Annotated in this window: 24 protein-coding genes; 23 read left to right on the forward strand and 1 reads right to left on the reverse strand. The window is 60.5% G+C overall.

The features are described from left to right. The first annotated feature begins 44 nt into the window (after positions 1-44). From mnmE to glmS, 17 genes are all read left to right on the forward strand, one after another. A complete protein-coding gene (gene mnmE, locus LT40_RS16065; RefSeq protein ID WP_043192026.1) occupies positions 45-1,415 on the forward strand; it encodes a tRNA uridine-5-carboxymethylaminomethyl(34) synthesis GTPase MnmE in 1,371 nt (456 codons plus the stop codon). Positions 1,416-1,873: 458 nt separating this feature from the next. Next, positions 1,874-3,772, forward strand: a complete 1,899-nt coding sequence (gene mnmG, locus LT40_RS16070; protein WP_043192028.1) for a tRNA uridine-5-carboxymethylaminomethyl(34) synthesis enzyme MnmG — start codon at positions 1,874-1,876, stop codon at positions 3,770-3,772. Between the two features lie 5 nt (positions 3,773-3,777). Continuing rightward, positions 3,778-4,416 carry a 16S rRNA (guanine(527)-N(7))-methyltransferase RsmG gene (rsmG, locus tag LT40_RS16075; RefSeq protein WP_148308621.1) on the forward strand — a complete coding sequence of 213 codons (639 nt, stop codon included), beginning with the start codon at positions 3,778-3,780 and terminating at the stop codon, positions 4,414-4,416. An 18-nt stretch (positions 4,417-4,434) separates the two neighbouring features. Further along, positions 4,435-5,226: a ParA family protein gene (locus LT40_RS16080; protein WP_043192032.1), complete on the forward strand. Its 792-nt coding sequence runs from the start codon at positions 4,435-4,437 to the stop codon at positions 5,224-5,226. 8 nt (positions 5,227-5,234) lie between these two features. After that, positions 5,235-6,107 (forward strand): ParB/RepB/Spo0J family partition protein, encoded by an 873-nt coding sequence (locus LT40_RS16085; protein WP_043192035.1) that lies wholly within the window; start codon positions 5,235-5,237, stop codon positions 6,105-6,107. Positions 6,108-6,255: 148 nt separating this feature from the next. Beyond that, complete coding sequence (locus tag LT40_RS16090) at positions 6,256-6,663, forward strand: F0F1 ATP synthase subunit I (protein ID WP_043192037.1); 408 nt, start codon at positions 6,256-6,258, stop codon at positions 6,661-6,663. A gap of 16 nt (positions 6,664-6,679) precedes the next feature. Then, positions 6,680-7,549 (forward strand): F0F1 ATP synthase subunit A, encoded by an 870-nt coding sequence (gene atpB / locus LT40_RS16095; protein ID WP_043192040.1) that lies wholly within the window; start codon positions 6,680-6,682, stop codon positions 7,547-7,549. A gap of 134 nt (positions 7,550-7,683) precedes the next feature. Beyond that, the gene (atpE, locus tag LT40_RS21385) at positions 7,684-7,941 is read left to right on the forward strand and encodes a F0F1 ATP synthase subunit C (RefSeq protein ID WP_002555987.1); all 258 of its coding nucleotides are present in this window, start codon (positions 7,684-7,686) and stop codon (positions 7,939-7,941) included. A gap of 57 nt (positions 7,942-7,998) precedes the next feature. Then, entirely contained in the window at positions 7,999-8,469 is a 471-nt protein-coding gene (locus tag LT40_RS16105; RefSeq protein ID WP_043192045.1) for a F0F1 ATP synthase subunit B, read from the forward strand. A gap of 12 nt (positions 8,470-8,481) precedes the next feature. After that, complete coding sequence (locus tag LT40_RS16110; RefSeq protein WP_043192047.1) at positions 8,482-9,018, forward strand: F0F1 ATP synthase subunit delta; 537 nt, start codon at positions 8,482-8,484, stop codon at positions 9,016-9,018. Positions 9,019-9,039: 21 nt separating this feature from the next. Beyond that, a complete protein-coding gene (gene atpA, locus LT40_RS16115) occupies positions 9,040-10,584 on the forward strand; it encodes a F0F1 ATP synthase subunit alpha (protein ID WP_043192050.1) in 1,545 nt (514 codons plus the stop codon). Between the two features lie 50 nt (positions 10,585-10,634). Further along, a complete protein-coding gene (gene atpG / locus LT40_RS16120; protein WP_043192052.1) occupies positions 10,635-11,495 on the forward strand; it encodes a F0F1 ATP synthase subunit gamma in 861 nt (286 codons plus the stop codon). Between the two features lie 27 nt (positions 11,496-11,522). Next, positions 11,523-12,899 (forward strand): F0F1 ATP synthase subunit beta, encoded by a 1,377-nt coding sequence (gene atpD / locus LT40_RS16125; RefSeq protein ID WP_043192053.1) that lies wholly within the window; start codon positions 11,523-11,525, stop codon positions 12,897-12,899. 42 nt (positions 12,900-12,941) lie between these two features. Then, positions 12,942-13,367, forward strand: a complete 426-nt coding sequence (locus LT40_RS16130; protein WP_043192055.1) for a F0F1 ATP synthase subunit epsilon — start codon at positions 12,942-12,944, stop codon at positions 13,365-13,367. A gap of 112 nt (positions 13,368-13,479) precedes the next feature. Beyond that, positions 13,480-14,847, forward strand: coding sequence for a bifunctional UDP-N-acetylglucosamine diphosphorylase/glucosamine-1-phosphate N-acetyltransferase GlmU (gene glmU, locus LT40_RS16135; protein WP_043192057.1), 1,368 nt, complete (start codon positions 13,480-13,482; stop codon positions 14,845-14,847). Positions 14,848-15,074: 227 nt separating this feature from the next. Then, the gene (locus tag LT40_RS16140; protein WP_043192059.1) at positions 15,075-15,842 is read left to right on the forward strand and encodes a DeoR family transcriptional regulator; all 768 of its coding nucleotides are present in this window, start codon (positions 15,075-15,077) and stop codon (positions 15,840-15,842) included. Positions 15,843-15,853: 11 nt separating this feature from the next. After that, complete coding sequence (glmS, locus tag LT40_RS16145) at positions 15,854-17,689, forward strand: glutamine--fructose-6-phosphate transaminase (isomerizing) (protein ID WP_043192061.1); 1,836 nt, start codon at positions 15,854-15,856, stop codon at positions 17,687-17,689. Between the two features lie 70 nt (positions 17,690-17,759). On the opposite strand, the gene LT40_RS16150 is transcribed toward glmS, so the two are convergent. Further along, positions 17,760-18,290, reverse strand: a complete 531-nt coding sequence (locus LT40_RS16150; RefSeq protein WP_043192063.1) for a DUF1003 domain-containing protein — start codon at positions 18,288-18,290, stop codon at positions 17,760-17,762. A 158-nt stretch (positions 18,291-18,448) separates the two neighbouring features. Between LT40_RS16150 and LT40_RS16155 the strand changes: the two genes are divergently transcribed. From LT40_RS16155 to hutG, 6 genes are all read left to right on the forward strand, one after another. Further along, entirely contained in the window at positions 18,449-19,186 is a 738-nt protein-coding gene (locus LT40_RS16155) for an IclR family transcriptional regulator (protein WP_043192065.1), read from the forward strand. Between the two features lie 59 nt (positions 19,187-19,245). Next, positions 19,246-20,001, forward strand: coding sequence for a transporter substrate-binding domain-containing protein (locus LT40_RS16160; protein WP_043192067.1), 756 nt, complete (start codon positions 19,246-19,248; stop codon positions 19,999-20,001). Positions 20,002-20,080: 79 nt separating this feature from the next. Further along, positions 20,081-20,746 (forward strand): amino acid ABC transporter permease, encoded by a 666-nt coding sequence (locus tag LT40_RS16165; protein WP_043192069.1) that lies wholly within the window; start codon positions 20,081-20,083, stop codon positions 20,744-20,746. An 11-nt stretch (positions 20,747-20,757) separates the two neighbouring features. Beyond that, entirely contained in the window at positions 20,758-21,519 is a 762-nt protein-coding gene (locus LT40_RS16170) for an amino acid ABC transporter ATP-binding protein (RefSeq protein WP_202807715.1), read from the forward strand. Positions 21,520-21,559: 40 nt separating this feature from the next. Beyond that, positions 21,560-22,978 carry a formimidoylglutamate deiminase gene (locus LT40_RS16175; protein ID WP_043192073.1) on the forward strand — a complete coding sequence of 473 codons (1,419 nt, stop codon included), beginning with the start codon at positions 21,560-21,562 and terminating at the stop codon, positions 22,976-22,978. Then, a complete protein-coding gene (hutG, locus tag LT40_RS16180) occupies positions 22,975-23,778 on the forward strand; it encodes an N-formylglutamate deformylase (RefSeq protein WP_052393451.1) in 804 nt (267 codons plus the stop codon). The genes LT40_RS16175 and hutG overlap by 4 nt, the downstream gene beginning before the upstream one ends. Positions 23,779-23,787 lie beyond the last annotated feature (9 nt).

Here is a 23,787-nt window from a genome sequence, read left to right on the forward strand (position 1 = left end):
CTCGTGGGGCGTTTTGCTATCTGAAATTCGACCGGAGTACTTGCATGAATGTCGTTCGCGAAACCATCGCTGCCATTGCCACGGCTCAAGGTCGAGGGGGAGTAGGGATCGTACGCATCTCCGGGCCGCTGGCCAGCCAGGCCGCTCAGGCTATCATCGGCCGCGTGCCGACCCCTCGCCATGCACACTATGGCCCGATGCTCGATGCACAGTCGCAGGTCATCGATGAAGGGTTGGGCCTGTACTTTCCAGGGCCCAACTCATTCACCGGCGAGGACGTGCTTGAGCTACAGGGCCATGGCGGACCTGTGGTGATGGACATGTTGCTGCAGCGCTGCCTGGAACTGGGCTGTCGCCTGGCACGTCCCGGCGAGTTCAGCGAGCGGGCCTTTCTCAACGACAAGCTGGACCTGGCTCAGGCTGAGGCCATTGCCGATCTCATCGAAGCAAGCTCCGCTCAGGCAGCGCGTAACGCAGTACGTTCGTTGCAGGGTGCTTTCTCACGGCGTGTGGATAACTTGACCGAGCAGCTCATCGCGCTGCGGATCTATGTGGAAGCTGCCATCGACTTTCCTGAGGAAGAAATCGACTTCCTTGCCGATGGCCACGTGTTGAGCATGCTCGACAGGGTTCGCAGCGAGTTATCCATCGTACTGCGCGAAGCCGGGCAGGGTGCCTTGCTGCGTGACGGGATGAACGTCGTGATTGCCGGGCGACCGAATGCCGGCAAGTCCAGCCTGCTCAACCTGCTGGCCGGACGCGAGGCGGCCATTGTCACTGATATCGCCGGGACCACCCGTGACGTACTGCGTGAACATATCCACATCGACGGCATGCCGTTGCACGTGATCGATACCGCAGGGTTGCGTACCACCGCCGATGAAGTCGAGCAGATCGGCGTCCAGCGTGCGCTGAAGGCCATTGCCGAAGCGGATCGCATCCTGCTGGTAGTGGACGCGACTTCGGCCGAGGCTGCTGATCCGTTCGCCGTCTGGCCGGAGTTTCTCGAGCTTGCGCCCGACATCGGCAAGGTCACGGTCATTCGCAACAAGGCGGATCTGAGCGGTGAAGTGATCGGTATCCAGAATGACGACAATGGTCACGTGACCTTGAGTGTCACGGCCAAGGGAACTGGCCATGGCCTGGAATTGCTGCGTGACCATCTCAAGGCCTGCATGGGGTACGAGCAGACGGCTGAAAGCAGTTTCAGCGCTCGTCGACGTCATCTGGACGCCTTGCGCCATGCCGGTGACTATCTTGACCACGGACGTGATCAGCTGACGCTGGCGGGCGCTGGCGAGCTTCTGGCTGAAGACTTGCGCCTGGCCCAACATGCGCTGGGCGAAATTACCGGAGCATTCAGTTCGGACGACCTGCTGGGGCGTATTTTCTCGAGCTTCTGTATCGGCAAGTAGAAATCCCGGTATCCATGGCTGACCGCATGGCTCCCCCAAGCCACCTTTCGAGGTGGCTTTTTTTTTATACACGCTTCAGGAGCCCTGTGGAAAACCATGGCTAAGCCAGGTTGATAAGCAGGCCTGAAACCTGATGATAAAAGGGGCTGTGGGTAAGCGCACCTGTTATCAACAGGTTAATCCGAGTTATACACCTAGCTCATTGCCAGGTGAACACAACCTTTAATTCCTCTGTACATCAACAAATACGTGGCGCTCAGAGCTTTATCCACAGAACGCAGGGTGCATAGTAATAAACATAAAAACAAAGCTTTAATAAATCTCTCTCTTTTAATTTCTATTACCGAGTCTATCCACAGCTGGTTATTTTTTGTGCAGAAGGGTTCTTTAGCCGAGGCAAATTCCCTATACTGCGCAGCTATCCCAATTACCCACATAGAACAGGCACGAGGTGCGTGGTGGATTTCCCTTCCCGTTTTGAAGTGATCGTCATCGGCGGCGGTCATGCCGGTACCGAGGCAGCACTGGCCTCAGCACGCATGGGTGCAAAGACCCTGCTGTTGACGCACAACGTGGAAACCCTCGGTGCCATGAGTTGCAACCCGGCCATCGGCGGCATCGGCAAGAGCCATCTGGTTAAAGAAATCGATGCGCTCGGCGGTGCCATGGCGCTGGCCACCGATAAGGGCGGCATTCAGTTTCGCGTGCTCAACAACCGCAAAGGCCCAGCGGTGCGGGCTACCCGTGCGCAGGCCGACCGCGTTCTGTACAAGGCAGCGATTCGCGAGATTCTTGAGAATCAGCCCAACCTGTGGATATTCCAGCAGCCTGCCGACGACCTGATCGTCGAGCAGGACGAGGTCAAGGGTGTGGTCACGCAGATGGGCCTGCGTTTCATGGCTGACTCCGTGGTGCTGACCACCGGAACGTTCCTGGGCGGACTTATCCACATCGGTTTGCAAAATTATTCGGGTGGCCGTGCCGGCGATCCGCCATCCATCGCGTTGGCTCATCGTTTGCGCGAGCTGCCCCTGCGGGTAGGTCGCTTGAAGACCGGCACACCGCCGCGTATCGACGGCAAGTCGGTGGACTTCTCGGTCATGACCGAACAGCCAGGCGATACACCCATTCCGGTGATGTCGTTCATGGGCTCCAAGGCGCTGCACCCGCGCCAGGTCAGTTGCTGGATTACCCATACCAACGCGCGCACCCATGAAATCATCGCGGCCAACCTCGATCGCTCGCCGATGTACTCGGCTGCCGGCGAAATCGAAGGTGTTGGCCCACGGTACTGCCCGTCGATCGAAGACAAGATTCACCGCTTCGCCGACAAGCAGAGCCACCAGGTGTTCATCGAGCCCGAAGGCCTGACCACCCACGAGCTGTACCCCAACGGTATTTCCACGTCCTTGCCGTTCGACGTGCAGTTGCAGATCGTGCGTTCGATCCGCGGCATGGAAAACGCGCACATCATGCGACCCGGCTATGCCATCGAATACGATTACTTCGATCCACGCGATCTGAAGTACAGCCTGGAAACCAAGGTCATCGCCGGGTTGTTCTTCGCCGGGCAGATCAACGGCACCACCGGTTACGAAGAGGCCGGCGCCCAAGGGCTGCTGGCCGGTGCCAACGCCGCCTTGCGTGCCCAGGGCAAGGACGCCTGGTGCCCTCGCCGCGACGAGGCGTACATCGGCGTACTGGTCGACGACCTGATCACCCTGGGAACCCAGGAACCGTACCGGATGTTCACCTCGCGAGCCGAGTACCGCCTGATCCTGCGCGAAGACAACGCCGACCTGCGCCTGACCGAAAAGGGCCGTGAACTGGGTCTGGTCGATGACGCTCGCTGGGCGGCCTTCAGTGCCAAGCGCGAAGCGATCGAAATCGAAGAACAACGGCTCAAGAGCACTTGGGTACGGCCCAACACCGCCCAGGGCGATGCCGTTGCCGAGAAATTCGGTACACCGTTGACCCATGAATACAACCTGCTTAACCTGCTCAGCCGACCCGAGATCGACTATGTCGGCCTGGTTGAAGTGACGGGTGGGGGGGCGCAGGATCCGCAAGTGGCCGAACAGGTCGAGATCAAGACCAAGTACGCTGGCTACATCGATCGGCAACAGGACGAGATCGCCCGCCTGCGCGCCAGCGAAGAAACACGCCTGCCTGTGGATATCGACTATGTCGGTATTTCCGGGCTGTCCAAGGAAATCCAGGGCAAGCTGGGTGCGACCCGTCCTGAAACCCTGGGTCAGGCATCGCGAATCCCGGGCGTGACGCCTGCGGCCATTTCCCTGTTGATGATTCACCTGAAAAAACGCGGCGCAGGCCGTGAGTTGGAGCAAAGCGCTTGAGTTCCATGGTCACCGAACAACACCGCAAAGAGTTGTCCACAGGCGCCCGGCAATTGGGCGTGGAACTGTCTGAAAGTCAACGCGAGCAGCTATTGGCCTATCTGGCCCTGTTGATCAAATGGAACAAGGCGTACAACCTGACGGCTGTGCGCAACCCCGATGAGATGGTATCGCGGCACCTGCTCGACAGCCTGAGCATCCTGCCGCACCTGGGCGATGCCCAGCGTTGGCTGGACGTGGGCAGCGGCGGTGGCATGCCGGGCATCCCGCTGGCGATCATGTTTCCCGAAAAATATATCGCCACCCTCGACAGCAACGGCAAGAAGACCCGCTTCCAGACTCAGGTAAAACTGGAGCTGGGGCTGGCCAATCTGCACGTTATCCACAGCCGGGCCGAAACGTTCATCCCCGAGCAGCCTTTTGCCGGGATCGTTTCCCGCGCCTTCAGCAGCCTGCACGACTTCGCCCACTGGACGCGTCACCTGGGTGACCGCGATACACATTGGCTGGCGATGAAAGGGCTGCATCCGGCCGACGAACTGGTAGCATTGCCAGCGGACTTCCACCTTGATAGCGAACACGCCCTGGCCGTACCTGGTTGCCAAGGCCAACGCCATCTGCTGATACTGCGCCGCACGGCATGATTGGGAACACAAGCAATAATGGCTAAGGTATTCGCGATAGCGAACCAGAAAGGTGGTGTGGGCAAGACCACCACCTGCATCAACCTCGCAGCATCGCTGGTCGCGACCAAGCGCCGTGTGCTGCTGATCGACCTCGACCCGCAGGGCAACGCCACCATGGGTAGCGGTGTGGACAAGCATGCGCTGGAAAACTCGATCTACGACGTGTTGATCGGTGAGTGCGACCTGGGTCAGGCCATGCACTTCTCCGAACACGGCGGTTACCAGTTGCTGCCGGCCAACCGCGACCTGACGGCAGCCGAGGTAGTGCTGCTGGAAATGCAGATGAAGGAGAGTCGGCTGCGCAGTGCCTTGGCACCTGTGCGCAACAACTACGACTACATCCTCATCGATTGTCCGCCTTCGCTGTCGATGTTGACCCTCAATGCCCTGGTTGCCGCCGACGGCGTGATCATTCCCATGCAGTGCGAATATTTCGCGCTGGAAGGATTGAGCGACCTTGTGGATAACATCAAGCGCATCGCCGAGCTGCTGAACCCGGACCTCAAGGTCGAGGGCCTGCTACGAACCATGTACGACCCGAGGCTTAGCCTGATGAACGATGTCTCGGCACAGCTCAAGGAGCATTTTGGCGATCAGCTCTACGACACGGTGATCCCGCGCAACATTCGCCTGGCCGAAGCGCCCAGCTACGGGATGCCGGCGCTCACGTACGACAAATCATCGCGCGGCGCCCTGGCCTACCTGGCCCTGGCTGGCGAGATGGTTCGCCGGCAGCGTCGCCAATCTCGCACCGCTGCAGTCATTTAAGGAATCCAATGGCCGTCAAGAAACGTGGTCTCGGGCGTGGACTGGATGCGCTGCTCAGCGGTCCGACCGTCAGTGCGCTCGAGGAGCAGGCCGTCACGGTCGACCAGAACGAGCTGCAGCACCTGCCCCTGGACCTCATCCAGCGCGGCAAGTACCAGCCGCGCCGGGACATGGACCCGCAAGCGCTCGAAGAGCTGGCGCACTCGATCAAGACCCAGGGTGTGATGCAGCCGATCGTGGTGCGGCCGATAGCCAATGCGCGTTTCGAGATCATCGCCGGGGAGCGTCGCTGGCGCGCCGCGCAACAGGCCGGTCTGGAAACCATTCCGGCCATGGTTCGCGATGTGCCCGACGAAGCGGCGATTGCCATGGCGTTGATCGAGAACATCCAGCGTGAAGACCTCAATCCGGTGGAAGAGGCGATCGCTCTGCAACGTCTGCAGCACGAGTTCCAGCTGACCCAGCAACAGGTGGCCGATGCAGTGGGCAAGTCGCGTGTGACGGTGGCCAACCTGCTGCGCCTGATTGCCCTGCCTGAGGTCATCAAGACCATGCTTTCGCATGGCGATCTGGAAATGGGCCATGCGCGTGCATTGCTCGGTCTGCCTGAAGAACAACAGGTCGAAGGGGCGCGACACGTTGTCGCACGGGGCCTGACCGTACGTCAGACCGAGGCTTTGGTTCGCCAATGGCTGAGTGGCAAACCCGAGCCGGTCGAGCCTGCAAAACCCGACCCGGACATTACCCGGCTGGAACAGCGACTCGCCGAACGGCTGGGCTCTGCGGTGCAGATCCGCCATGGGCAGAAAGGAAAAGGCCAGCTGGTCATCCGCTACAACTCGTTGGATGAGCTGCAGGGTGTGCTTGCACACATTCGCTGAAACAATTCCTTGTGTAGCGCGCAGTCGGAAATCACTACCCGGCAGTTGAATAGGGGAGGAACCGCCCCTATACTCTGCGCGCATTTTGTCGGCACATTTTATGCCAAGTTACGGCTTATGGCACGTCGACCATTGAGGAGTCGTCACGATGGAAACCCGCACGCCAAACCGCCTGCCGTTCCATCAGTGGGTCGTTTTCCCGATGTTGTTGGCGCAAGGTGTCGTCGTGTTGCTGGCAGCGCTGGTGCTGTGGCAATGGCTCGGGGCGGTCAGCGGTTATTCGGGTCTTTGCGGAGGCCTGATCGCCTGGTTGCCTAATCTGTATTTCGCCTGGAAGGCTTTCCGGTTCACCGGGGCCCGGGCCGCACAAGCTATCGTCCGGTCGTTCTACGCCGGCGAGGCAGGCAAACTGATTTTGACGGCAGTGCTGTTCGCATTGACGTTCGCAGGAGTGAAACCACTGGCGCCGCTGGCTGTATTCGGCGTCTTCGGGCTGACCCAACTGGTCAGCTGGTTCGCACCCCTGCTCATGAAAACAAGACTTTCGAGACCTTAGGGCGTTTGAGGCAACCATGGCAGAAACAACCGCTTCGGGCTATATCCAGCACCACTTGCAGAACTTGACCTTCGGTCAGCTACCAGAAGGCGGCTGGGGCTTTGCCCACACCGCTGCAGAAGCCAAGGAAATGGGGTTTTGGGCGTTCCACGTCGATACCCTCGGCTGGTCGGTTGCCCTGGGCCTGATCTTCATCCTGATCTTCCGCATGGCGGCGAAGAAGGCGACGTCCGGTCAGCCGGGTGCCCTGCAGAACTTCGTCGAGGTGCTGGTCGAATTCGTCGATGGCAGCGTGCGTGACAGCTTCCACGGCCGCAGCGCGGTGATCGCGCCGTTGGCGCTGACGATCTTCGTCTGGGTGTTCCTGATGAACGCCATCGACCTGGTTCCAGTCGACTGGATTCCAATGGCCGCGGCCTGGATCTCCGGCGACTCGCACATTCCGTTCCGCGCCGTGCCGACCACCGACCCGAATGCGACCCTGGGCATGGCCCTGTCGGTGTTCGCGCTGATCATCTTCTACAGCATCAAGGTCAAGGGCATCGGCGGCTTCATCGGCGAACTGACCCTGCACCCGTTCGGCAGCAAGAACATCTTCGTTCAGATCCTGCTGATTCCGGTGAACTTCCTGCTCGAATTCGTCACCCTGGTCGCCAAGCCGATCTCGTTGGCCCTGCGACTGTTCGGCAACATGTATGCCGGCGAGCTGGTGTTCATCCTGATCGCCGTGATGTTCGGCAGCGGCCTGTTGTGGCTCAGCGGCTTGGGCGTCGTGCTGCAGTGGGCGTGGGCTGTGTTCCACATCCTGATCATCACGCTGCAGGCGTTCATCTTCATGATGCTGACCATCGTCTACCTTTCGATGGCTCACGAAGAAAATCATTAAGACGCGCCTGGCGAGTCTGATGCCCCTCGCGCTCTGGTGCGAGGGAGGCCCATGCGGGTCGAAACACCGGTTTGTAACACCGCTTTAAAACCTAAAAACCAAGCAAAAGACGACGTAAAAAGTCGGGAGGAAAGATGGAAACTGTAGTTGGTCTAACCGCTATCGCTGTTGCTCTGCTGATCGGCCTGGGCGCACTGGGTACCGCTATCGGCTTCGGCCTGCTGGGCGGCAAGTTCCTGGAAGGCGCTGCTCGCCAGCCAGAAATGGTCCCAATGCTGCAAGTTAAAATGTTCATCGTCGCCGGTCTGCTCGACGCCGTGACCATGATCGGTGTTGGTATCGCTCTGTTCTTCACCTTCGCGAACCCCTTCGTTGGTCAACTCGCTGGCTGATCTCTCGAACCTTCGAGTGGATTGGTGTGATGGACAAAGAACGAGCGAGGTGTTGGCGTGAACATTAATGCAACCCTGATTGGCCAGACCGTTGCGTTCTTCATTTTTGTGCTGTTCTGCATGAAGTTCGTGTGGCCTCCGGTCATCGCGGCTTTGCACGAACGTCAGAAGAAGATCGCTGATGGTTTGGACGCTGCCAGCCGAGCAGCTCGCGACCTGGAGTTGGCCCAAGAGAAAGTGGGTCAGCAACTGCGCGAAGCGAAAGCTCAGGCAGCCGAAATCATTGAGCAGGCAAAGAAACGCGGCAACCAGATCGTCGAAGAGGCCGTTGAAAAGGCCCGTATCGACGCTGACCGCGTGAAAGTGCAGGCTCAAGCCGAGATCGAGCAGGAACTGAACGGCGTCAAAGACGCGCTGCGTGCCCAACTGGGCGTGCTGGCCGTAGGCGGTGCCGAGAAGATCCTGGGCGCCACAATCGATCAAAACGCGCACGCGGAGCTGGTTAACAAACTGGCTGCTGAAATCTAAGCGAGGGCGATCATGGCAGAACTGACCACGTTGGCCCGACCTTACGCTAAGGCGGCCTTCGAGCACGCTCAGGCCCACCAGCAGCTGGCCAATTGGTCAGCCATGCTCGGCCTGGCTGCAGCGGTGGCGCAAGACGCCACCATGCAGAGCCTGCTCAAGGCCCCGCGACTGACTAGCGCAGACAAGGCCGCCACGTTCATTGACGTGTGCGGCGACAAGTTCGATGCCAAGGCACAGAATTTCATCCACGTCGTTGCCGAAAACGACCGTCTCCTGCTGTTGCCGGAGATCGCCGAACTGTTCGACCTGTACAAGGCCGAGCAGGAAAAATCGGTCGATGTGGAAGTCACCAGTGCCTTCGCATTGAACCAAGAACAGCAAGACAAACTCGCCAAGGTTCTCAGTGCACGACTCGACCGGGAAGTGCGCCTGCAAGTTGCGGAGGATGCCAGCCTGATCGGTGGCGTCGTCATCCGCGCCGGCGACCTGGTTATCGATGGCTCGATTCGCGGCAAACTCGCGAAACTGGCCGAAGCATTGAAATCTTGAGTTTGAAGGGGCAGCAGAGCAATGCAGCAACTCAATCCTTCCGAAATAAGTGAAATCATCAAGGGTCGCATCGACAAGCTCGATGTGACCTCCCAAGCCCGTAACGAAGGCACCGTCGTCAGCGTTTCCGACGGTATCGTACGGATTCACGGTCTGGCCGACGTCATGTACGGCGAAATGATCGAGTTTCCTGGCGGCGTCTTCGGCATGGCACTCAACCTGGAGCAGGACTCCGTAGGCGCCGTGGTACTGGGCGCGTACACCAGCCTGGCCGAAGGCATGAGCGCCAAGTGCACCGGCCGCATCCTGGAAGTTCCGGTCGGCAAGGAACTGCTGGGTCGCGTCGTCGACGCACTGGGCAACCCTGTCGATGGCAAGGGTCCTCTGGGCAACACCCAGACCGACGCAGTCGAAAAGGTTGCACCGGGCGTTATCTGGCGTAAGTCGGTAGACCAGCCTGTACAGACTGGCTACAAGGCTGTCGACGCCATGATCCCTGTCGGCCGTGGCCAGCGCGAGCTGATCATCGGTGACCGTCAGATCGGCAAGACCGCTCTGGCGATCGACGCGATCATCAACCAGAAGAACTCCGGTATCTTCTGCGTCTACGTTGCCATCGGTCAGAAGCAATCGACCATCGCCAACGTGGTTCGCAAGCTGGAAGAAAACGGCGCCCTGGCCAACACCATCGTGGTGGCTGCCAGTGCTTCGGAATCTCCTGCGCTGCAATTCCTGGCACCTTATGCCGGTTGCACCATGGGCGAGTTCTTCCGTGACCGTGGCGAAGACGCACTGATCGTCTACGACGACCTGTCCAAGCAAGCAGTGGCCTACCGCCAGATTTCCCTGCTGCTGCGTCGTCCACCAGGCCGTGAAGCCTACCCAGGCGACGTGTTCTATCTCCACTCCCGCTTGCTGGAGCGTGCATCGCGCGTTTCCGAAGAGTACGTCGAGAAGTTCACCAACGGCGCAGTGACTGGCAAGACCGGTTCCCTGACCGCGTTGCCGATCATCGAAACCCAGGCTGGCGACGTTTCCGCGTTCGTTCCGACCAACGTGATTTCCATCACCGACGGTCAGATCTTCCTGGAATCGGCCATGTTCAACTCGGGCATCCGCCCTGCAGTGAACGCCGGTGTTTCGGTATCCCGCGTAGGTGGTGCCGCTCAGACCAAGATCATCAAGAAGCTGTCCGGTGGTATCCGTACCGCCCTGGCTCAGTACCGTGAACTGGCGGCATTCGCCCAGTTCGCTTCTGACCTGGACGAAGCCACCCGCAAGCAGCTCGAACACGGCCAGCGCGTGACCGAGCTGATGAAGCAGAAGCAGTACTCGCCTATGTCGATCGCCGACATGGCGCTGTCGCTGTATGCAGCCGAGCGTGGTTTCCTGACCGACGTCGAGATCACCAAGGTTGGTAGCTTCGAGCAGGCCCTGATTGCTTACTTCAACCGCGATCACGCCGACCTGTTGGCGAAGATCAACGTGAAGGGTGACTTCAATGACGAAATCGACGCTGGCCTCAAGGCTGGTATCGAGAAGTTCAAGGCCACCCAAACCTGGTAAGCCGCAGCAGGGGCCGCAAGGCCCCTGCTTGCTAACCTGATAGGTGTTACATGGCAGGCGCAAAAGAGATTCGCAGTAAGATTGCGAGCATCAAAAGCACGCAAAAGATTACCAGCGCCATGGAAAAAGTGGCGGTCAGCAAAATGCGCAAGGCACAAATGCGCATGGCAGCCAGCCGTCCCTACGCGGAACGTATCCGCCAGGTGATTGGGCATCTGGCCAACGCCAACCCGGAATACCGCCACCCGTTCATGATCGAACGCGCCGTCAAGCGCGTCGGCTATATCGTGGTGAGCAGCGACCGTGGTCTGTGCGGCGGCTTGAACACCAACCTGTTCAAGGCCCTGGTCAAGGACATGGCGGCCAATCGCGAACGCGGTGTCGAGATCGACCTGTGCGTGATCGGCAGCAAGGGTGCAGCGTTCTTTCGCAACTTCGGCGGCAACGTCGTGGCAGCGATCAGCCATCTGGGCGAAGAGCCGTCGATCAATGATCTGATCGGCAGCGTCAAGGTGATGCTGGACGCGTACCTGGAAGGCCGTATCGATCGCCTGTCCGTGGTGTCCAACAAGTTCATCAATACCATGACGCAACAACCGACGGTGGAGCAGTTGATCCCGTTGGAGGCAACCCCGGATCAAGAACTCAAGCATCACTGGGATTACCTGTACGAACCCGACGCCAAAGAGCTGCTTGAAGGCCTGATGGTGCGTTACGTGGAGTCGCAGGTGTACCAGGCGGTGGTCGAGAACAACGCTGCTGAACAAGCGGCGCGGATGATCGCGATGAAGAATGCAACCGACAACGCCGGCGACCTGATCAGCGATTTGCAGCTGATCTACAACAAGGCACGTCAGGCTGCGATCACCCAAGAGATCTCGGAAATCGTCGGCGGCGCTGCCGCGGTTTAACGGTTCAAATATTCAGAGGATCCAGCTATGAGTAGCGGACGTATCGTTCAAATCATCGGCGCCGTTATCGACGTGGAATTTCCACGCGACAGCGTACCGAGCATCTACAACGCGCTGAAGGTACAAGGCGCTGAAACCACTCTCGAAGTCCAGCAGCAGCTGGGCGACGGCGTGGTTCGTACCATCGCCATGGGTTCCACCGAAGGCCTGAAACGCGGCCTGAACGTGCTCGACAGCGGCGCAGCCATTTCCGTCCCTGTCGGCAAGGCCACCCTGGGCCGCATCATGGACGTTCTGGGCAACCCGATCGACGAAGCGGGCCCGATCGATACCGAAGAGCGCTGGGGCATTCACCGTCCAGCACCTTCCTTCGCGGAACAGGCAGGCGGCAACGACCTGCTGGAAACCGGCATCAAGGTCATCGACCTGGTCTGCCCGTTTGCCAAGGGTGGTAAAGTCGGTCTGTTCGGTGGTGCCGGTGTCGGCAAGACCGTGAACATGATGGAACTGATCCGTAACATCGCCATCGAGCACAGCGGTTATTCCGTGTTCGCCGGTGTGGGCGAGCGTACCCGTGAGGGTAACGACTTCTACCACGAGATGAAGGACTCCAACGTTCTGGACAAAGTGGCACTGGTTTACGGTCAGATGAACGAGCCGCCGGGTAACCGTCTGCGCGTCGCCCTGACTGGCCTGACCATGGCCGAGAAATTCCGTGACGAAGGTAACGACGTTCTGCTGTTCGTCGACAACATCTATCGTTACACCCTGGCCGGTACCGAAGTATCCGCACTGCTGGGCCGTATGCCTTCGGCAGTAGGCTACCAGCCGACCCTGGCCGAAGAGATGGGCGTTCTGCAGGAACGTATCACTTCGACCAAGGAAGGTTCGATCACTTCGATCCAAGCGGTATACGTACCTGCGGATGACTTGACCGACCCGTCGCCGGCGACCACCTTCGCCCACTTGGACGCCACCGTCGTACTGTCCCGTGACATCGCCTCCCTGGGTATCTACCCAGCGGTCGATCCACTGGACTCGACGTCGCGCCAGCTGGACCCGAACGTGATCGGCCAGGAGCACTACGACACCGCTCGCGGCGTCCAGTACGTGCTGCAGCGCTACAAAGAGCTGAAGGACATCATTGCGATCCTGGGTATGGACGAGCTGTCGGAAGCCGACAAGCAGTTGGTAAACCGTGCTCGTAAGATCCAGCGCTTCCTGTCGCAGCCGTTCTTCGTGGCTGAAGTCTTCACCGGTGCCTCGGGTAAATACGTTTCCCTGAAAGACACCATCGCAGGCTTCAAAGGCATCCTCAACGGCGACTACGACCACCTGCCGGAACAAGCGTTCTACATGGTCGGCGGCATCGAAGAAGCAATCGAGAAAGCCAAGAAACTGTAATCCTGGCGCCCGGCGACGGGCGCTAATCAGGTTGAGGCAAGTATGGCTATGACAGTCCATTGCGATATCGTCAGCGCGGAAGGGGAAATCTTTTCCGGTCTGGTCGAGATGGTGATTGCGCACGGTAACCTGGGTGATATCGGTATCGCTCCAGGCCACGCCCCGCTGATCACCGATCTCAAGCCAGGTCCGATCCGCCTGATCAAGCAGGGTGGCGAAGCCGAGGTGTTCTACATCTCTGGTGGTTTCCTCGAGGTTCAGCCGAACATGGTCAAGGTTCTTGCCGACACCGTGCAGCGCGCTGCCGACCTGGATGAAGCTTCCGCTCAGGAAGCCGTCAAGGCTGCCGAGAAGGCCCTGAACGAAAAAGGCGCAGACTTCGATTACGGATCTGCCGCCGCACGTCTGGCCGAGGCTGCAGCCCAGCTGCGCACCGTCCAGCAGATCCGCAAGAAATTCGGCGGCTGATGCGTCGATTCACTTGCGATTGAGTAAAAGGGTAGCCTCGGCTACCCTTTTTCTTTTTCAGCATTTCCTCCCCGGTCAGCCTGCTGGCCATTCTCCGGATTGGTAGCCGTCCATGTCTCTCGATATCGTCATTCTCGCCGCTGGCCAGGGCACGCGCATGCGCTCGGCTCTGCCCAAGGTATTGCACCCGGTCGCCGGCAATTCCATGCTCGGCCATGTTATCCACAGCGCGCGCCAACTCCAGCCGCAGGGCATTCACGTGGTGATCGGCCATGGCGCCGATGCGGTACGCGAACGCCTCGCTGCCGATGATCTGAATTTCGTGTTGCAGGACAAGCAACTGGGGACAGGCCATGCGGTTGCGCAGGCAGTTCCGGGCCTGAGCGCCGACAATGTATTGATTCTCTACGGTGACGTACCGCTGATCGAAGTCGCTACCCTGCAGCGGCTGCTGCAGAAGGTCAGCGCCGATCAGTTGGGTCTGCTCACCGTCAACCTGACCGACCCCACAGGGTATGGGCGCATCGTCCGTGATGGCGATGGGCAGGTGCAGGCCATCGTTGAGCACAAGGACGCCAGCGACGCGCAGAAAGCGATCAAGGAAGGCAACACCGGTATTCTTGCGGTCCCAGGGAAGCGCCTGGCCGAGTGGCTGGCGCGCCTGTCCAACGACAACGCCCAGGGCGAGTATTACCTGACCGACGTGATCGCCATGGCGGTCAGCGACGGCTTGGTGGTTGCCACTGAAACCGCCCAGGACCCGATGGAAGTGCAGGGCGCCAACGACCGCCGTCAGCTTGCGGAATTGGAGCGGCACTATCAGTTGCGTGAAGGTCGTCGCCTGATGGCCCTAGGTGTGACCTTGCGCGACCCGGCACGCTTCGATGTGCGCGGAGACGTCACCGTGGGCCGCGATGTCCTGATCGACGTCAACGTGGTGCTCGAAGGCCGCGTGGTGATCGAGGACGACGTGGTCATCGGTCCCAATTGCTACATCAAGGACAGCACCCTGGGCCGTGGTGTGGTGGTCAAGGCCAACAGCCATCTGGACGGCGCGGTGTTGCACGAAGGCAGCGACGCCGGCCCGTTCGCGCGGCTGCGACCGGGTACGGTGCTGGAAGCTCGCGCCCATGTGGGTAACTTCGTCGAGCTGAAGAACGCGCGCATTGGCGAGGGCGCCAAGGCCGGTCACTTGAGCTACCTGGGCGATGCGGACATCGGTGCTGGCAGCAACATCGGTGCGGGGACCATTACCTGCAACTACGACGGCGCGAACAAGTGGAAGACCACGATCGGTGAAGACGTGTTCATTGGTTCGAACAATTCACTGGTAGCGCCTGTGGATATCTTGGCGGGGGCAACCACTGCTGCGGGTTCGACCATTACCCAAGAGGTGCCGGAAGGGCAGTTGGCAGTGGCGCGGACCCGGCAGCGCAATGTCGAAGGGTGGAAACGGCCGGTGAAGATCAAAAAGCCCTAGTTATCCACAGCACAGTGATCTTGTCACTGGCCTCTTCGCAGGCAGAGGGCTTGGCCGCCCGCCCCGTTCCAACAGTGTCCTGTGTTCCCAACTCGTAAGAGCGAGGCGGGCGGTTAGCCCTCCGCCCCACGAAGAGGTTACAGAAAAGCCTTGCCTAACCATTGACGAACCTTTCAGTTTAGGTTTCTATTGCCTTCGTTATCTTTCGAAACGAAACTTAGGTCGTCATGTCGAAGCGCAATACGCCCCAACGTCGTCACAGCATTCTCGCCTTGCTCAATGAGCAGGGCGAAGTGAGTGTGGATAACTTGGCCAAGCATTTCGCCACTTCCGAAGTGACTATTCGCAAGGATCTTGCCGCCCTTGAAAGTCATGGACTGCTCCTGCGTCGCTACGGCGGTGCGGTGACCATGCCTCAAGAGCTCATTGGCGAACCGGGTCCACGCGTCTCGGCCATCAAGCAATCCATTGCCCGTGCAGCCGTTCTGCGTATCAAGGAACACGCGCGGATCATCATCGACAGTGGCAGCACCACGGCGGCGATGATTCCGGAGTTGGGCAAGCAGCCGGGTCTGGTCGTCATGACCAACTCGCTGCACGTGGCCAACGCTCTGGGTGCGCTGGAGCACGAACCCGTACTGCTGATGACTGGTGGCACCTGGGATCCGCACTCCGAGTCGTTTCAGGGCCAGGTGGCCGAGCAGGTGTTGCGTTCCTACGACTTCGATCAGCTCTTCATCGGTGCCGACGGCATCGATCTGGAGCGCGGCACGACCACCTTCAACGAGTTGCTGGGCCTGAGCAGGGTAATGGCCGAAGTCGCCCGCGAAGTGATCGTCATGGTCGAGTCCGACAAGGTCGGACGCAAGATTCCCAATCTGGAGCTGCCCTGGGGCCGCATCAGTACCCTCATCACCGATGATCGTCTGCCGCTCGAAGCGCGCGATCAGATTCAGGCGCGCGGGATCGATCTCGTGCTCGCCGCTACCAGCTAGGAGAAGCGAATATGTGTGGAATCGTCGGCGCCATTGCGGAGCGCAACATCACAGCCATTCTGGTCGAGGGTCTCAAGCGCCTGGAATATCGCGGCTACGACAGCGCCGGTGTCGCGGTGCTGGACGAGGCTGGCAGCGTGCAGCGCCGACGTCGTGTGGGCAAGGTCGCCGAACTGCAAACGGCGCTGGCGGATGAGCCACTGCTCGGCAAGCTCGGGATTGCTCACACCCGTTGGGCTACTCACGGTGCGCCGACCGAACAGAACGCTCACCCGCACTTTTCCACAGGCGAAGTAGCCGTGGTGCACAACGGCATCATCGAAAACCACGAAGTGTTGCGCACTCAGCTCAAGGAGCTGGGCTACGTGTTCACCTCGCAGACCGATACCGAAGTCATCGCCCACTTGCTGCACCACACCCTCAAGGCCTTGCCGGACCTGGCCGACGCGCTCAAGGCGACGGTCAAGCAACTACACGGCGCCTACGGCCTGGCTGCCATCAGCGTGCACCAGCCCGATCGTCTGGTTGCCGCCCGCAGCGGCAGTCCGCTGGTGATCGGCCTGGGCATGGGCGAGAACTTCCTGGCCTCCGACCAGTTGGCCCTGCGCCAGGTGACCGACCGCTTCATGTATCTCGAGGAGGGTGACATTGCCGAGATCCGCCGTGAAAGCGTGCAGATCTGGGATGCCGCGGGCGCACCTGTGGAACGCGAAAGCGTGCAGTACCACGAAGGCGCCGAGGCTGCCGACAAGGGCGAATATCGCCACTTCATGATGAAGGAGATCCACGAGCAACCTACCGTGGTACAGCGCACCCTGGAAGGCCGTCTTGGCCAGAACCAGGTGCTGGTGCAGGCCTTCGGCCCGCAAGCAGCCGAACTGTTCGCCAAGGTGCGCAACGTACAGATCGTAGCGTGCGGCACCAGCTATCACGCGGGTATGGTTGCCCGCTACTGGCTCGAAGGCCTGGCCGGCATCCCTTGCCAGGTCGAAGTGGCCAGCGAGTTCCGCTATCGCAAGGTCGTGGTGCAGCCCAACACGCTGTTCGTCTCCATCTCCCAGTCCGGCGAAACGGCCGATACCCTGGCCGCGTTGCGCAACGGCAAGCAACTCGGGTTTCTCGGCAGCCTGGCCATCTGCAACGTCGGCATCAGCTCGCTGGTGCGCGAGTCCGACCTGACCTTGCTGACCCAGGCAGGCCCGGAGATCGGCGTCGCTTCGACCAAGGCGTTCACCACTCAGCTGGTCGCGCTGATGTTGCTGACACTTTCCCTTGGCCAGGTACACGGATCCTTGGAGGAGGGTGTCGAGGCGCAGCTGGTGGCCGAACTCCGCCGCCTGCCCACCCGCCTGGGCGAAGCCCTGGCCATGGACACCACCATCGAGCGTATCGCCGAGCTGTTCGCCGAGAAACACCACACGCTGTTCCTGGGCCGCGGCGCACAGTTCCCGGTGGCAATGGAAGGTGCGCTGAAGCTCAAGGAGATCTCCTACATCCATGCCGAAGCCTATCCTGCTGGCGAATTGAAGCACGGCCCGCTGGCGCTGGTGGACAAGGACATGCCGGTGGTCACCGTGGCGCCGAACAACGAGCTGCTGGAAAAACTCAAATCCAACCTGCAGGAAGTGCGCGCACGCGGCGGCGAGCTGGTGGTGTTCGCTGATGAACAGGCGCAATTGAGTAACGGCCCCGGCACCCACGTCGTGGCCATGCCGCACATCATCGATGCCCTGGCGCCGATCCTCTACACCATTCCTTTGCAGTTGCTTTCGTACTATGTGGCGGTGCTGAAGGGGACGGATGTGGATCAGCCGCGAAATTTGGCGAAGTCGGTGACGGTGGAGTGAGGGGGGAGGGTTGCGAACTCTATGACCGCCAATCCCCCTGAACCCCTGCCTGCCAGGCCCAAGCGTACGCTCACACCGTCCCCTTGGGCTCTAACCCCGCCAAAATCCGATCCAACCGCTCGACAATCTCCTTGTCGATCTTTTCATGCAGTCGCATGATCTCCAGCTCCGCGCGCAGGTTCACCTCGAAGTCCAGGCTCGCGGCCAGGCGATCTTTGGCTGACTGGCGGTTCTGGCTCATCATGATCACCGGCGCCTGAATGGCTGCGACGGTGGACAGCATCAGGTTGAGGAAGATGTACGGGTAGGGGTCGAAGGCCAGGCCGAAGTGCTCGAGCACATCGGTGTTGAGCAGCATCCAGCCCAGCAGGATGATGGTGAAGGCGATGATGAAGGCCCATGAACCACCGATCTCAGCTACCCGGTCGGACAGCCGTGCACCGAAAGAGGCTGCCTCGTCGGAAGCGTCCCCGGCATCGCGGCTGACGGGCAAGCGTTTTTTCATCTGCTCCAGCACGTGGATTTCTTCGGGTTCGAGCTGATGGGGGTGTTTGCCTAGGAAGCGTCGAGCCAGCGGTTCAAGTGGGTGCTTGGTGGCCATGGGTATATCTTCAGATAGGTGAAAAGACGCTAACTATCCCATGAAGTCCATATCGCTGTGGTGGTTCGGATAGTCCCTGTCCGACCGTGTAGTAGGTTTTTTTCCCGCTCAGTGAGAATCGTCCTTCAGAATCGAGAATTTATTCTTATAGTGCAGTCATGAACGACCCACGAACCACAGGCATCGTCGACCGAGTGCTGCAGGTACTAACCTGCGTGGCCAAGGCCGGACAACCGATAGCGGCCAAGCGCATTGCCGCGCAGGTTGAGCTGCCGCTGAGCACGGTCTACCGGCATCTGGCGTCGCTGAAGAAGTGGGGCTTGCTGCAAGAGCACATGACCACCGGGCTGTACGAACCCGGTGCGACCGGGGTGCAACTGGCCTGGGGGTTCGATCAGACGTCTCATCTGATCAACCAGAGCCGCGACGAGATCGGTGCCCTGGCTGAACGCACGGGCGAAAGCGTTGGCCTGCTGGTGTACAGCAACGGCCAGATGGTGTGCATCGCCATGGAGGAGAGCAGCAGCTCGCTGCGTTGCTCGTTCACCAAGGGCCGCGCGCATTCCATGATGCAGGGTGCATCGGCCAAGAGCCTGCTGGCGTTTCTGCCCGAGCCGGTGCAGCGCCAGTTGCTCGCAGAGCAAGCGCAACAAGGCACCGTGGACGTCGCGGCGCTGGAAAAGGAGATCGCCCGAATTCGCAAGAATGGCTATGCCACCAGTGACAGTGAAGTCGATCTGGGTGTCTGGGGCGTCAGTGTCCCGTTGGTTTCAGCGGACGGTGGCCTGGAAGGTACCATTACGTTGATGGCGCCGTCATTGCGCGTTGGCCCACGGGAGGCTGAGCTGATCAGTCTCACCAGAAAAGCAGCCAGCCGCATCTGCAATCGCTTCTAACTGCCGCTCAATCCATGTTTCGGGTCCTGACGGACTCACCCTTGCCGAAGGAATCTGTGATGAAAGCGTTGAAGTTGTTCACCCCCCTGGCTGCCGCGCTGACGCTGATGGCCTCGCTCTGCACCTCGGCCCAGGCAGCCGATGATGTGATGCGTGTCGGCACCGATGCCACCTTCCCACCCATGGAGTTCGTGCAGGATGGCAAGCGCACCGGCTTCGATATCGAATTGATCGAAGCGATCGGCAAGCAATTGAACAAGAAGGTCGAATGGGTCGACATCGGCTTCAAGGGGCTGATCCCCGGCCTGATTTCGAACCGCTTCGATGTCGCCGCATCGGCCATCTACATGACCGAAGAGCGTCAGAAGGTGGTCAACTTCACCGACTCCTACTATCGCGGGGGCCTGGCTGTATTGGTCCTGAAGGAGGACGCCAGCATCGACAAGCCTGCCGATCTGGTGGCGGGCAAGAAGGTTTCGGCCCAGGTGGGTACCAAGTCCATCGACTTTCTGAAAACCAACTACCCCGCAGTGACTGTGGTGGAAGTGGAGAAGAACCAGGCCATGTTTGACCTGTTGGCCATTGGCCGGGTCAACGCTGCGGTCACTGGGCGTCCGGCGGCAGTGGAATACGCCAAGCGTCAGCCCAAGGTCCGGGTGCTGGACGAAGGCCTGACCACCGAACTGTACGGTTTCGCCATTCGCAAGAATGACACCGAGTTGCAACAGCAGATGAACCAGGCGCTGCAGACCCTGCGCAGCAACGGCGAATATGCCGCCCTGACCCAGAAATGGTTCGGCACCACCAAAGAATAAGCCGCCGCTGCAGGTCCGCGCGATGCTTGCGACGGACCTGCACATCACGCCTTTAACCGTAGCCTGTGCGGAGTACTTCATGGATCTCGACTTTTCCCCGGTCTGGGACGGCTGGCGCGCGCTTGCCTCCGGCACCCTGATCACCATCGAAATCACGGCTGCGGCATTGGTGCTGGGCTGTGTGCTGGGCCTGTTGATCGGGCTGGGCCGGCTCAATCCCGATCGCAAGATCATCTATGGGCTGTGCACCACCTACCTGACGCTGGTCCGCGGCACGCCGCTGCTGGTGCAGTTGTTCATTCTGTTCTTCGGCCTGCCGCATTTCGGCATCCAATTGCCGGCCTATGTATGCGGGATCTTCGGCCTGGGCATCTACAGCGCGGCCTATGTTTCAGAGATCGTCCGCGGTTCGATCCAGTCCGTGGAAAAGGGCCAGATGGAAGCCGCCCGATCCTTGGGGCTGCCGCACAAGCTGGCGATGCGCAAGGTCATCCTGCCCCAGGCCTTCGTGCGCATGATTCCCGCCCTGGGCAACGAATTCATTGCCTTGATCAAGAACTCGGCGCTGGTGTCGTTGCTGACCATTGCCGACGTCATGCACGAAGGCGAGAAAATCATCAGCGTGTCCTATCGCTCGCTCGAAGTGTACCTGGCCATCGCTTTCATCTACCTGATGCTGACCAGCATCACCACCTTGATCCTGCGCCGCACCGAGAAAGTGCTGCGCGCCGACGGGAGAGTGTGATGAGCACCGCCATCATCGACATTCAGAACCTGAGCAAATCCTTCGGTAGCCATCAGGTGCTGCACAACATCGACTTCAGCGTGCAGCCCAGCCAGGTTGTGGTGGTGATCGGTCCCAGCGGTTCGGGCAAGAGCACCTTCCTGCGTTGCATGAACGGCCTGGAGACCGCCGAAGGCGGAACGTTGCGCGCTTGCGGCCACACGGTGGTGGAGCAGGGGCGGATGATGTCCGAAAGCAAACTCGACGCCCTGCGCAGCGAAGTCGGCATGGTGTTCCAATCGTTCAACCTGTTCCCCCACCTCAGCGTGCTGGACAACATCACCCTGGCGCCCATGGCCTTGCGCGGCAAGTCGCGCCACGCCGCAGAAGAGCAGGGTTTGCGCCTGTTGAACAAGGTCGGCCTCGAACACAAGGCCAAGGTCTATCCCGGCACCCTGTCGGGCGGGCAGAAGCAGCGCGTGGCGATCGCCCGTGCATTGGCCATGGAACCCAAGGTCATGCTGTTCGACGAGCCGACCTCGGCACTGGACCCGGAGCTGGTGGGTGAGGTGTTGCAGGTCATGAAGACCCTGGCGAACGAAGGCATGACCATGATCATCGTCACCCACGAAATGGGTTTTGCCCGGGAAGTGGCCGATGTGGTGGTGGTCATGGACCAAGGCGCCATCGTCGAAGCCGCGCCGCCAGCCCAGCTGTTCACCGCGCCTCGCGAAGCCCGTACGCGCAGTTTCCTGCAAAGCGTGCTGTCGCGAGACGCGGCGCCTGTTCTCTGATTGCCTGCGCCTGACTCATTGCCCAGAGGTTCATGTGGATATGCCTTTAGACTCACCCGCCAGCCAAGCTCAGGGCAGCCTGTTTGCCCACAGCGCCTTACTGCCTAACGGCTGGCAGCGCAATGTGCTGCTGAGCTGGAACGCCGTCGGCGATCTGACCACCGTCAGCATCGATGCCGTGCCCACGGCCGGCACGCCGGTGGCGCGGGGTCCGGTGATCAGTGGCATGCCGAACCTGCATTCCCATACCTTTCAGCGCGCCATGGCCGGGTTGACCGAAACCCTGGGCGACCCGAGAGACTCCTTCTGGAGCTGGCGCACCCTGATGTATCGCTTCGCCCAGCGCCTGCAACCGCGGCACCTGCAGGCCATCGGCCGGCATCTGTACATCGAGATGCTCAAGGCCGGATACACCTCGGTCTGCGAGTTTCACTACGTGCACCATGGCGCTGACGGCCAGCCCTATGCCAACCCCGCCGAACTGTCCCTGCGCGTGGTTCGTGCAGCCGAGGAGGTGGGCATCGGCATGACCCTGCTGCCGGTGCTGTACCAGTACGGCGGCCTGGGTCAGGCAGAACCGTTGCCGCATCAACGCCGCTTCATCAATTCACCCGAGTGGATCCTCGAACTGCGTCAGCACCTGCAAAAAGCCATGCCGCAGAACGGCAACCGGCGCTACGGCGTAGCGCCACACTCGTTGCGCGCTGTGAGCGAAGCTTCCTTGTCGAGCCTGATCCAGGGCTTGGACCGTGAAGACCCGAAGGCGCCCGTGCATATCCATATCGCCGAGCAGACCCGCGAGGTCGATGACTGCGTGGCCATCCTCGGCCAGCGGCCGGTGCAGTGGTTGCTGGACCGCCAACCATTGGACAAACGATGGTGCCTGGTGCACGCCACCCACATGGACGACGCTGAATATGCGGCGTTGGCGCGCAGTGGTGCCGTCGTCGGGCTGTGTCCGACCACCGAAGCCAATCTTGGCGATGGTTTGTTCGATGCGCAGCGTTTCCTGGCCGACAAGGGAAATTGGGGTATCGGTTCGGACAGCAACGTGGCGGTCAATCCGTGGGCCGAACTGCGTTTGCTGGAGTACGGCCAACGCCTGTTGCACCGCCGCCGCAACGTGCTGGCCAGCGCCGAAGCACCGGTGGTGGCGGATCGCCTGTTCGCTCAGGCGGTGAGTGGCGGGGCGCAGGCTACGGGCCGCTCGGTGAGCGGACTGGTGGTCGGCCAGCGCGCCGACCTGGTCGTGATCGATTCGGACGCCGCCACTATCGCCCCGGGCAATCCGGCACAGCTGTTGTCCTCGATGGTGTTCTGCGAGCACGGCACCCACCCCGTACGCGATGTCTTCGTCGGCGGCAGGCAGGTCATCGACAACGGCCAGCACGCTCAGCAGGTGGAAGCGCTGCATGGTTACCGCGCCACCCTGGCCGACCTCTTGGAGCAAACGATATGAATCGGGAACACACGTTCGAGCTGCATGAGGGCATCGGCCCCTTGCTGATCTCCATGCCCCATGTGGGCACTGAACTGCCGGACGATCTGAAGACGCATTACAGCCCGGTCGGCCCGGCGGTCGACGACACCGACTGGCATATTCATGAGCTGTACGACTTCGCGACCGCGCTGGGGGCGTCGACACTGCGTCCACGCTTTTCGCGCTACGTGATCGACCTGAATCGGCCGGCCGATGGCGCCAGCTTGTACCCCGGTCAGAACACCACCGGACTCTGCCCGCTGGCGACCTTCGACGACGTGCCGCTGTATCAACCGGGGCACGAGCCTGACGACACTGAAATCGCCCGGCGCCTGGCGCACTATTGGCAGCCGTACCATCGGGCCTTGCACCAGCAATTGCAGCGAATCAAAGCCATCCACGGGTATGCCCTGCTGTGGGATGCCCACTCGATCCGCTCGGTCATCCCGCACCTGTTCGAAGGCGAGTTGCCGGTGTTCAACTTCGGTACGGCAAGCGGCAGCGCTTGCGCACCTGGCGTTGGCGAGCAGTTGCACGCCTTGGCCGAGCAGTTGGCCCCGCAGTTGCCAGTGGTGCTCAATGGTCGTTTCAAGGGCGGCTACATCACTCGCCAGTACGGCAGCCCGGTCCATGGGGTTCACGCGGTTCAGCTGGAGCTGGCGCAGCGTGCCTACATGCAGGAAGCGCCGCCCTACGGGTTGCAACAGGCCAAGGTCGACACCTTGCGACCGGTACTGCGTGCGCTGATCGAGCGCTTCATGGCGTTCAAGCCTGCCTGACATGCCTTT

The organism is Pseudomonas rhizosphaerae (assembly GCF_000761155.1).
GTDB lineage: Bacteria > Pseudomonadota > Gammaproteobacteria > Pseudomonadales > Pseudomonadaceae > Aquipseudomonas > Aquipseudomonas rhizosphaerae.

Coding starts and splice junctions, on each gene's coding strand:
- LT40_RS16080 (WP_043192032.1), top strand. CDS start 4,435: ATGGCTAAGGTATTCGCGATAGCGAACCAGAAAGGTGGTGTGGGCAAG.
- hutG (WP_052393451.1), top strand. CDS start 22,975: ATGAATCGGGAACACACGTTCGAGCTGCATGAGGGCATCGGCCCCTTG.
- atpA (WP_043192050.1), top strand. CDS start 9,040: ATGCAGCAACTCAATCCTTCCGAAATAAGTGAAATCATCAAGGGTCGC.
- LT40_RS16085 (WP_043192035.1), top strand. CDS start 5,235: ATGGCCGTCAAGAAACGTGGTCTCGGGCGTGGACTGGATGCGCTGCTC.
- atpE (WP_002555987.1), top strand. CDS start 7,684: ATGGAAACTGTAGTTGGTCTAACCGCTATCGCTGTTGCTCTGCTGATC.
- mnmE (WP_043192026.1), top strand. CDS start 45: ATGAATGTCGTTCGCGAAACCATCGCTGCCATTGCCACGGCTCAAGGT.
- glmS (WP_043192061.1), top strand. CDS start 15,854: ATGTGTGGAATCGTCGGCGCCATTGCGGAGCGCAACATCACAGCCATT.
- LT40_RS16160 (WP_043192067.1), top strand. CDS start 19,246: ATGAAAGCGTTGAAGTTGTTCACCCCCCTGGCTGCCGCGCTGACGCTG.
- LT40_RS16140 (WP_043192059.1), top strand. CDS start 15,075: ATGTCGAAGCGCAATACGCCCCAACGTCGTCACAGCATTCTCGCCTTG.
- glmU (WP_043192057.1), top strand. CDS start 13,480: ATGTCTCTCGATATCGTCATTCTCGCCGCTGGCCAGGGCACGCGCATG.
- atpD (WP_043192053.1), top strand. CDS start 11,523: ATGAGTAGCGGACGTATCGTTCAAATCATCGGCGCCGTTATCGACGTG.
- LT40_RS16110 (WP_043192047.1), top strand. CDS start 8,482: ATGGCAGAACTGACCACGTTGGCCCGACCTTACGCTAAGGCGGCCTTC.
- LT40_RS16175 (WP_043192073.1), top strand. CDS start 21,560: ATGCCTTTAGACTCACCCGCCAGCCAAGCTCAGGGCAGCCTGTTTGCC.
- LT40_RS16130 (WP_043192055.1), top strand. CDS start 12,942: ATGGCTATGACAGTCCATTGCGATATCGTCAGCGCGGAAGGGGAAATC.
- LT40_RS16155 (WP_043192065.1), top strand. CDS start 18,449: ATGAACGACCCACGAACCACAGGCATCGTCGACCGAGTGCTGCAGGTA.
- LT40_RS16090 (WP_043192037.1), top strand. CDS start 6,256: ATGGAAACCCGCACGCCAAACCGCCTGCCGTTCCATCAGTGGGTCGTT.
- atpG (WP_043192052.1), top strand. CDS start 10,635: ATGGCAGGCGCAAAAGAGATTCGCAGTAAGATTGCGAGCATCAAAAGC.
- atpB (WP_043192040.1), top strand. CDS start 6,680: ATGGCAGAAACAACCGCTTCGGGCTATATCCAGCACCACTTGCAGAAC.
- LT40_RS16150 (WP_043192063.1), bottom strand. CDS start 18,290: ATGGCCACCAAGCACCCACTTGAACCGCTGGCTCGACGCTTCCTAGGC.
- LT40_RS16165 (WP_043192069.1), top strand. CDS start 20,081: ATGGATCTCGACTTTTCCCCGGTCTGGGACGGCTGGCGCGCGCTTGCC.
- rsmG (WP_148308621.1), top strand. CDS start 3,778: ATGGTCACCGAACAACACCGCAAAGAGTTGTCCACAGGCGCCCGGCAA.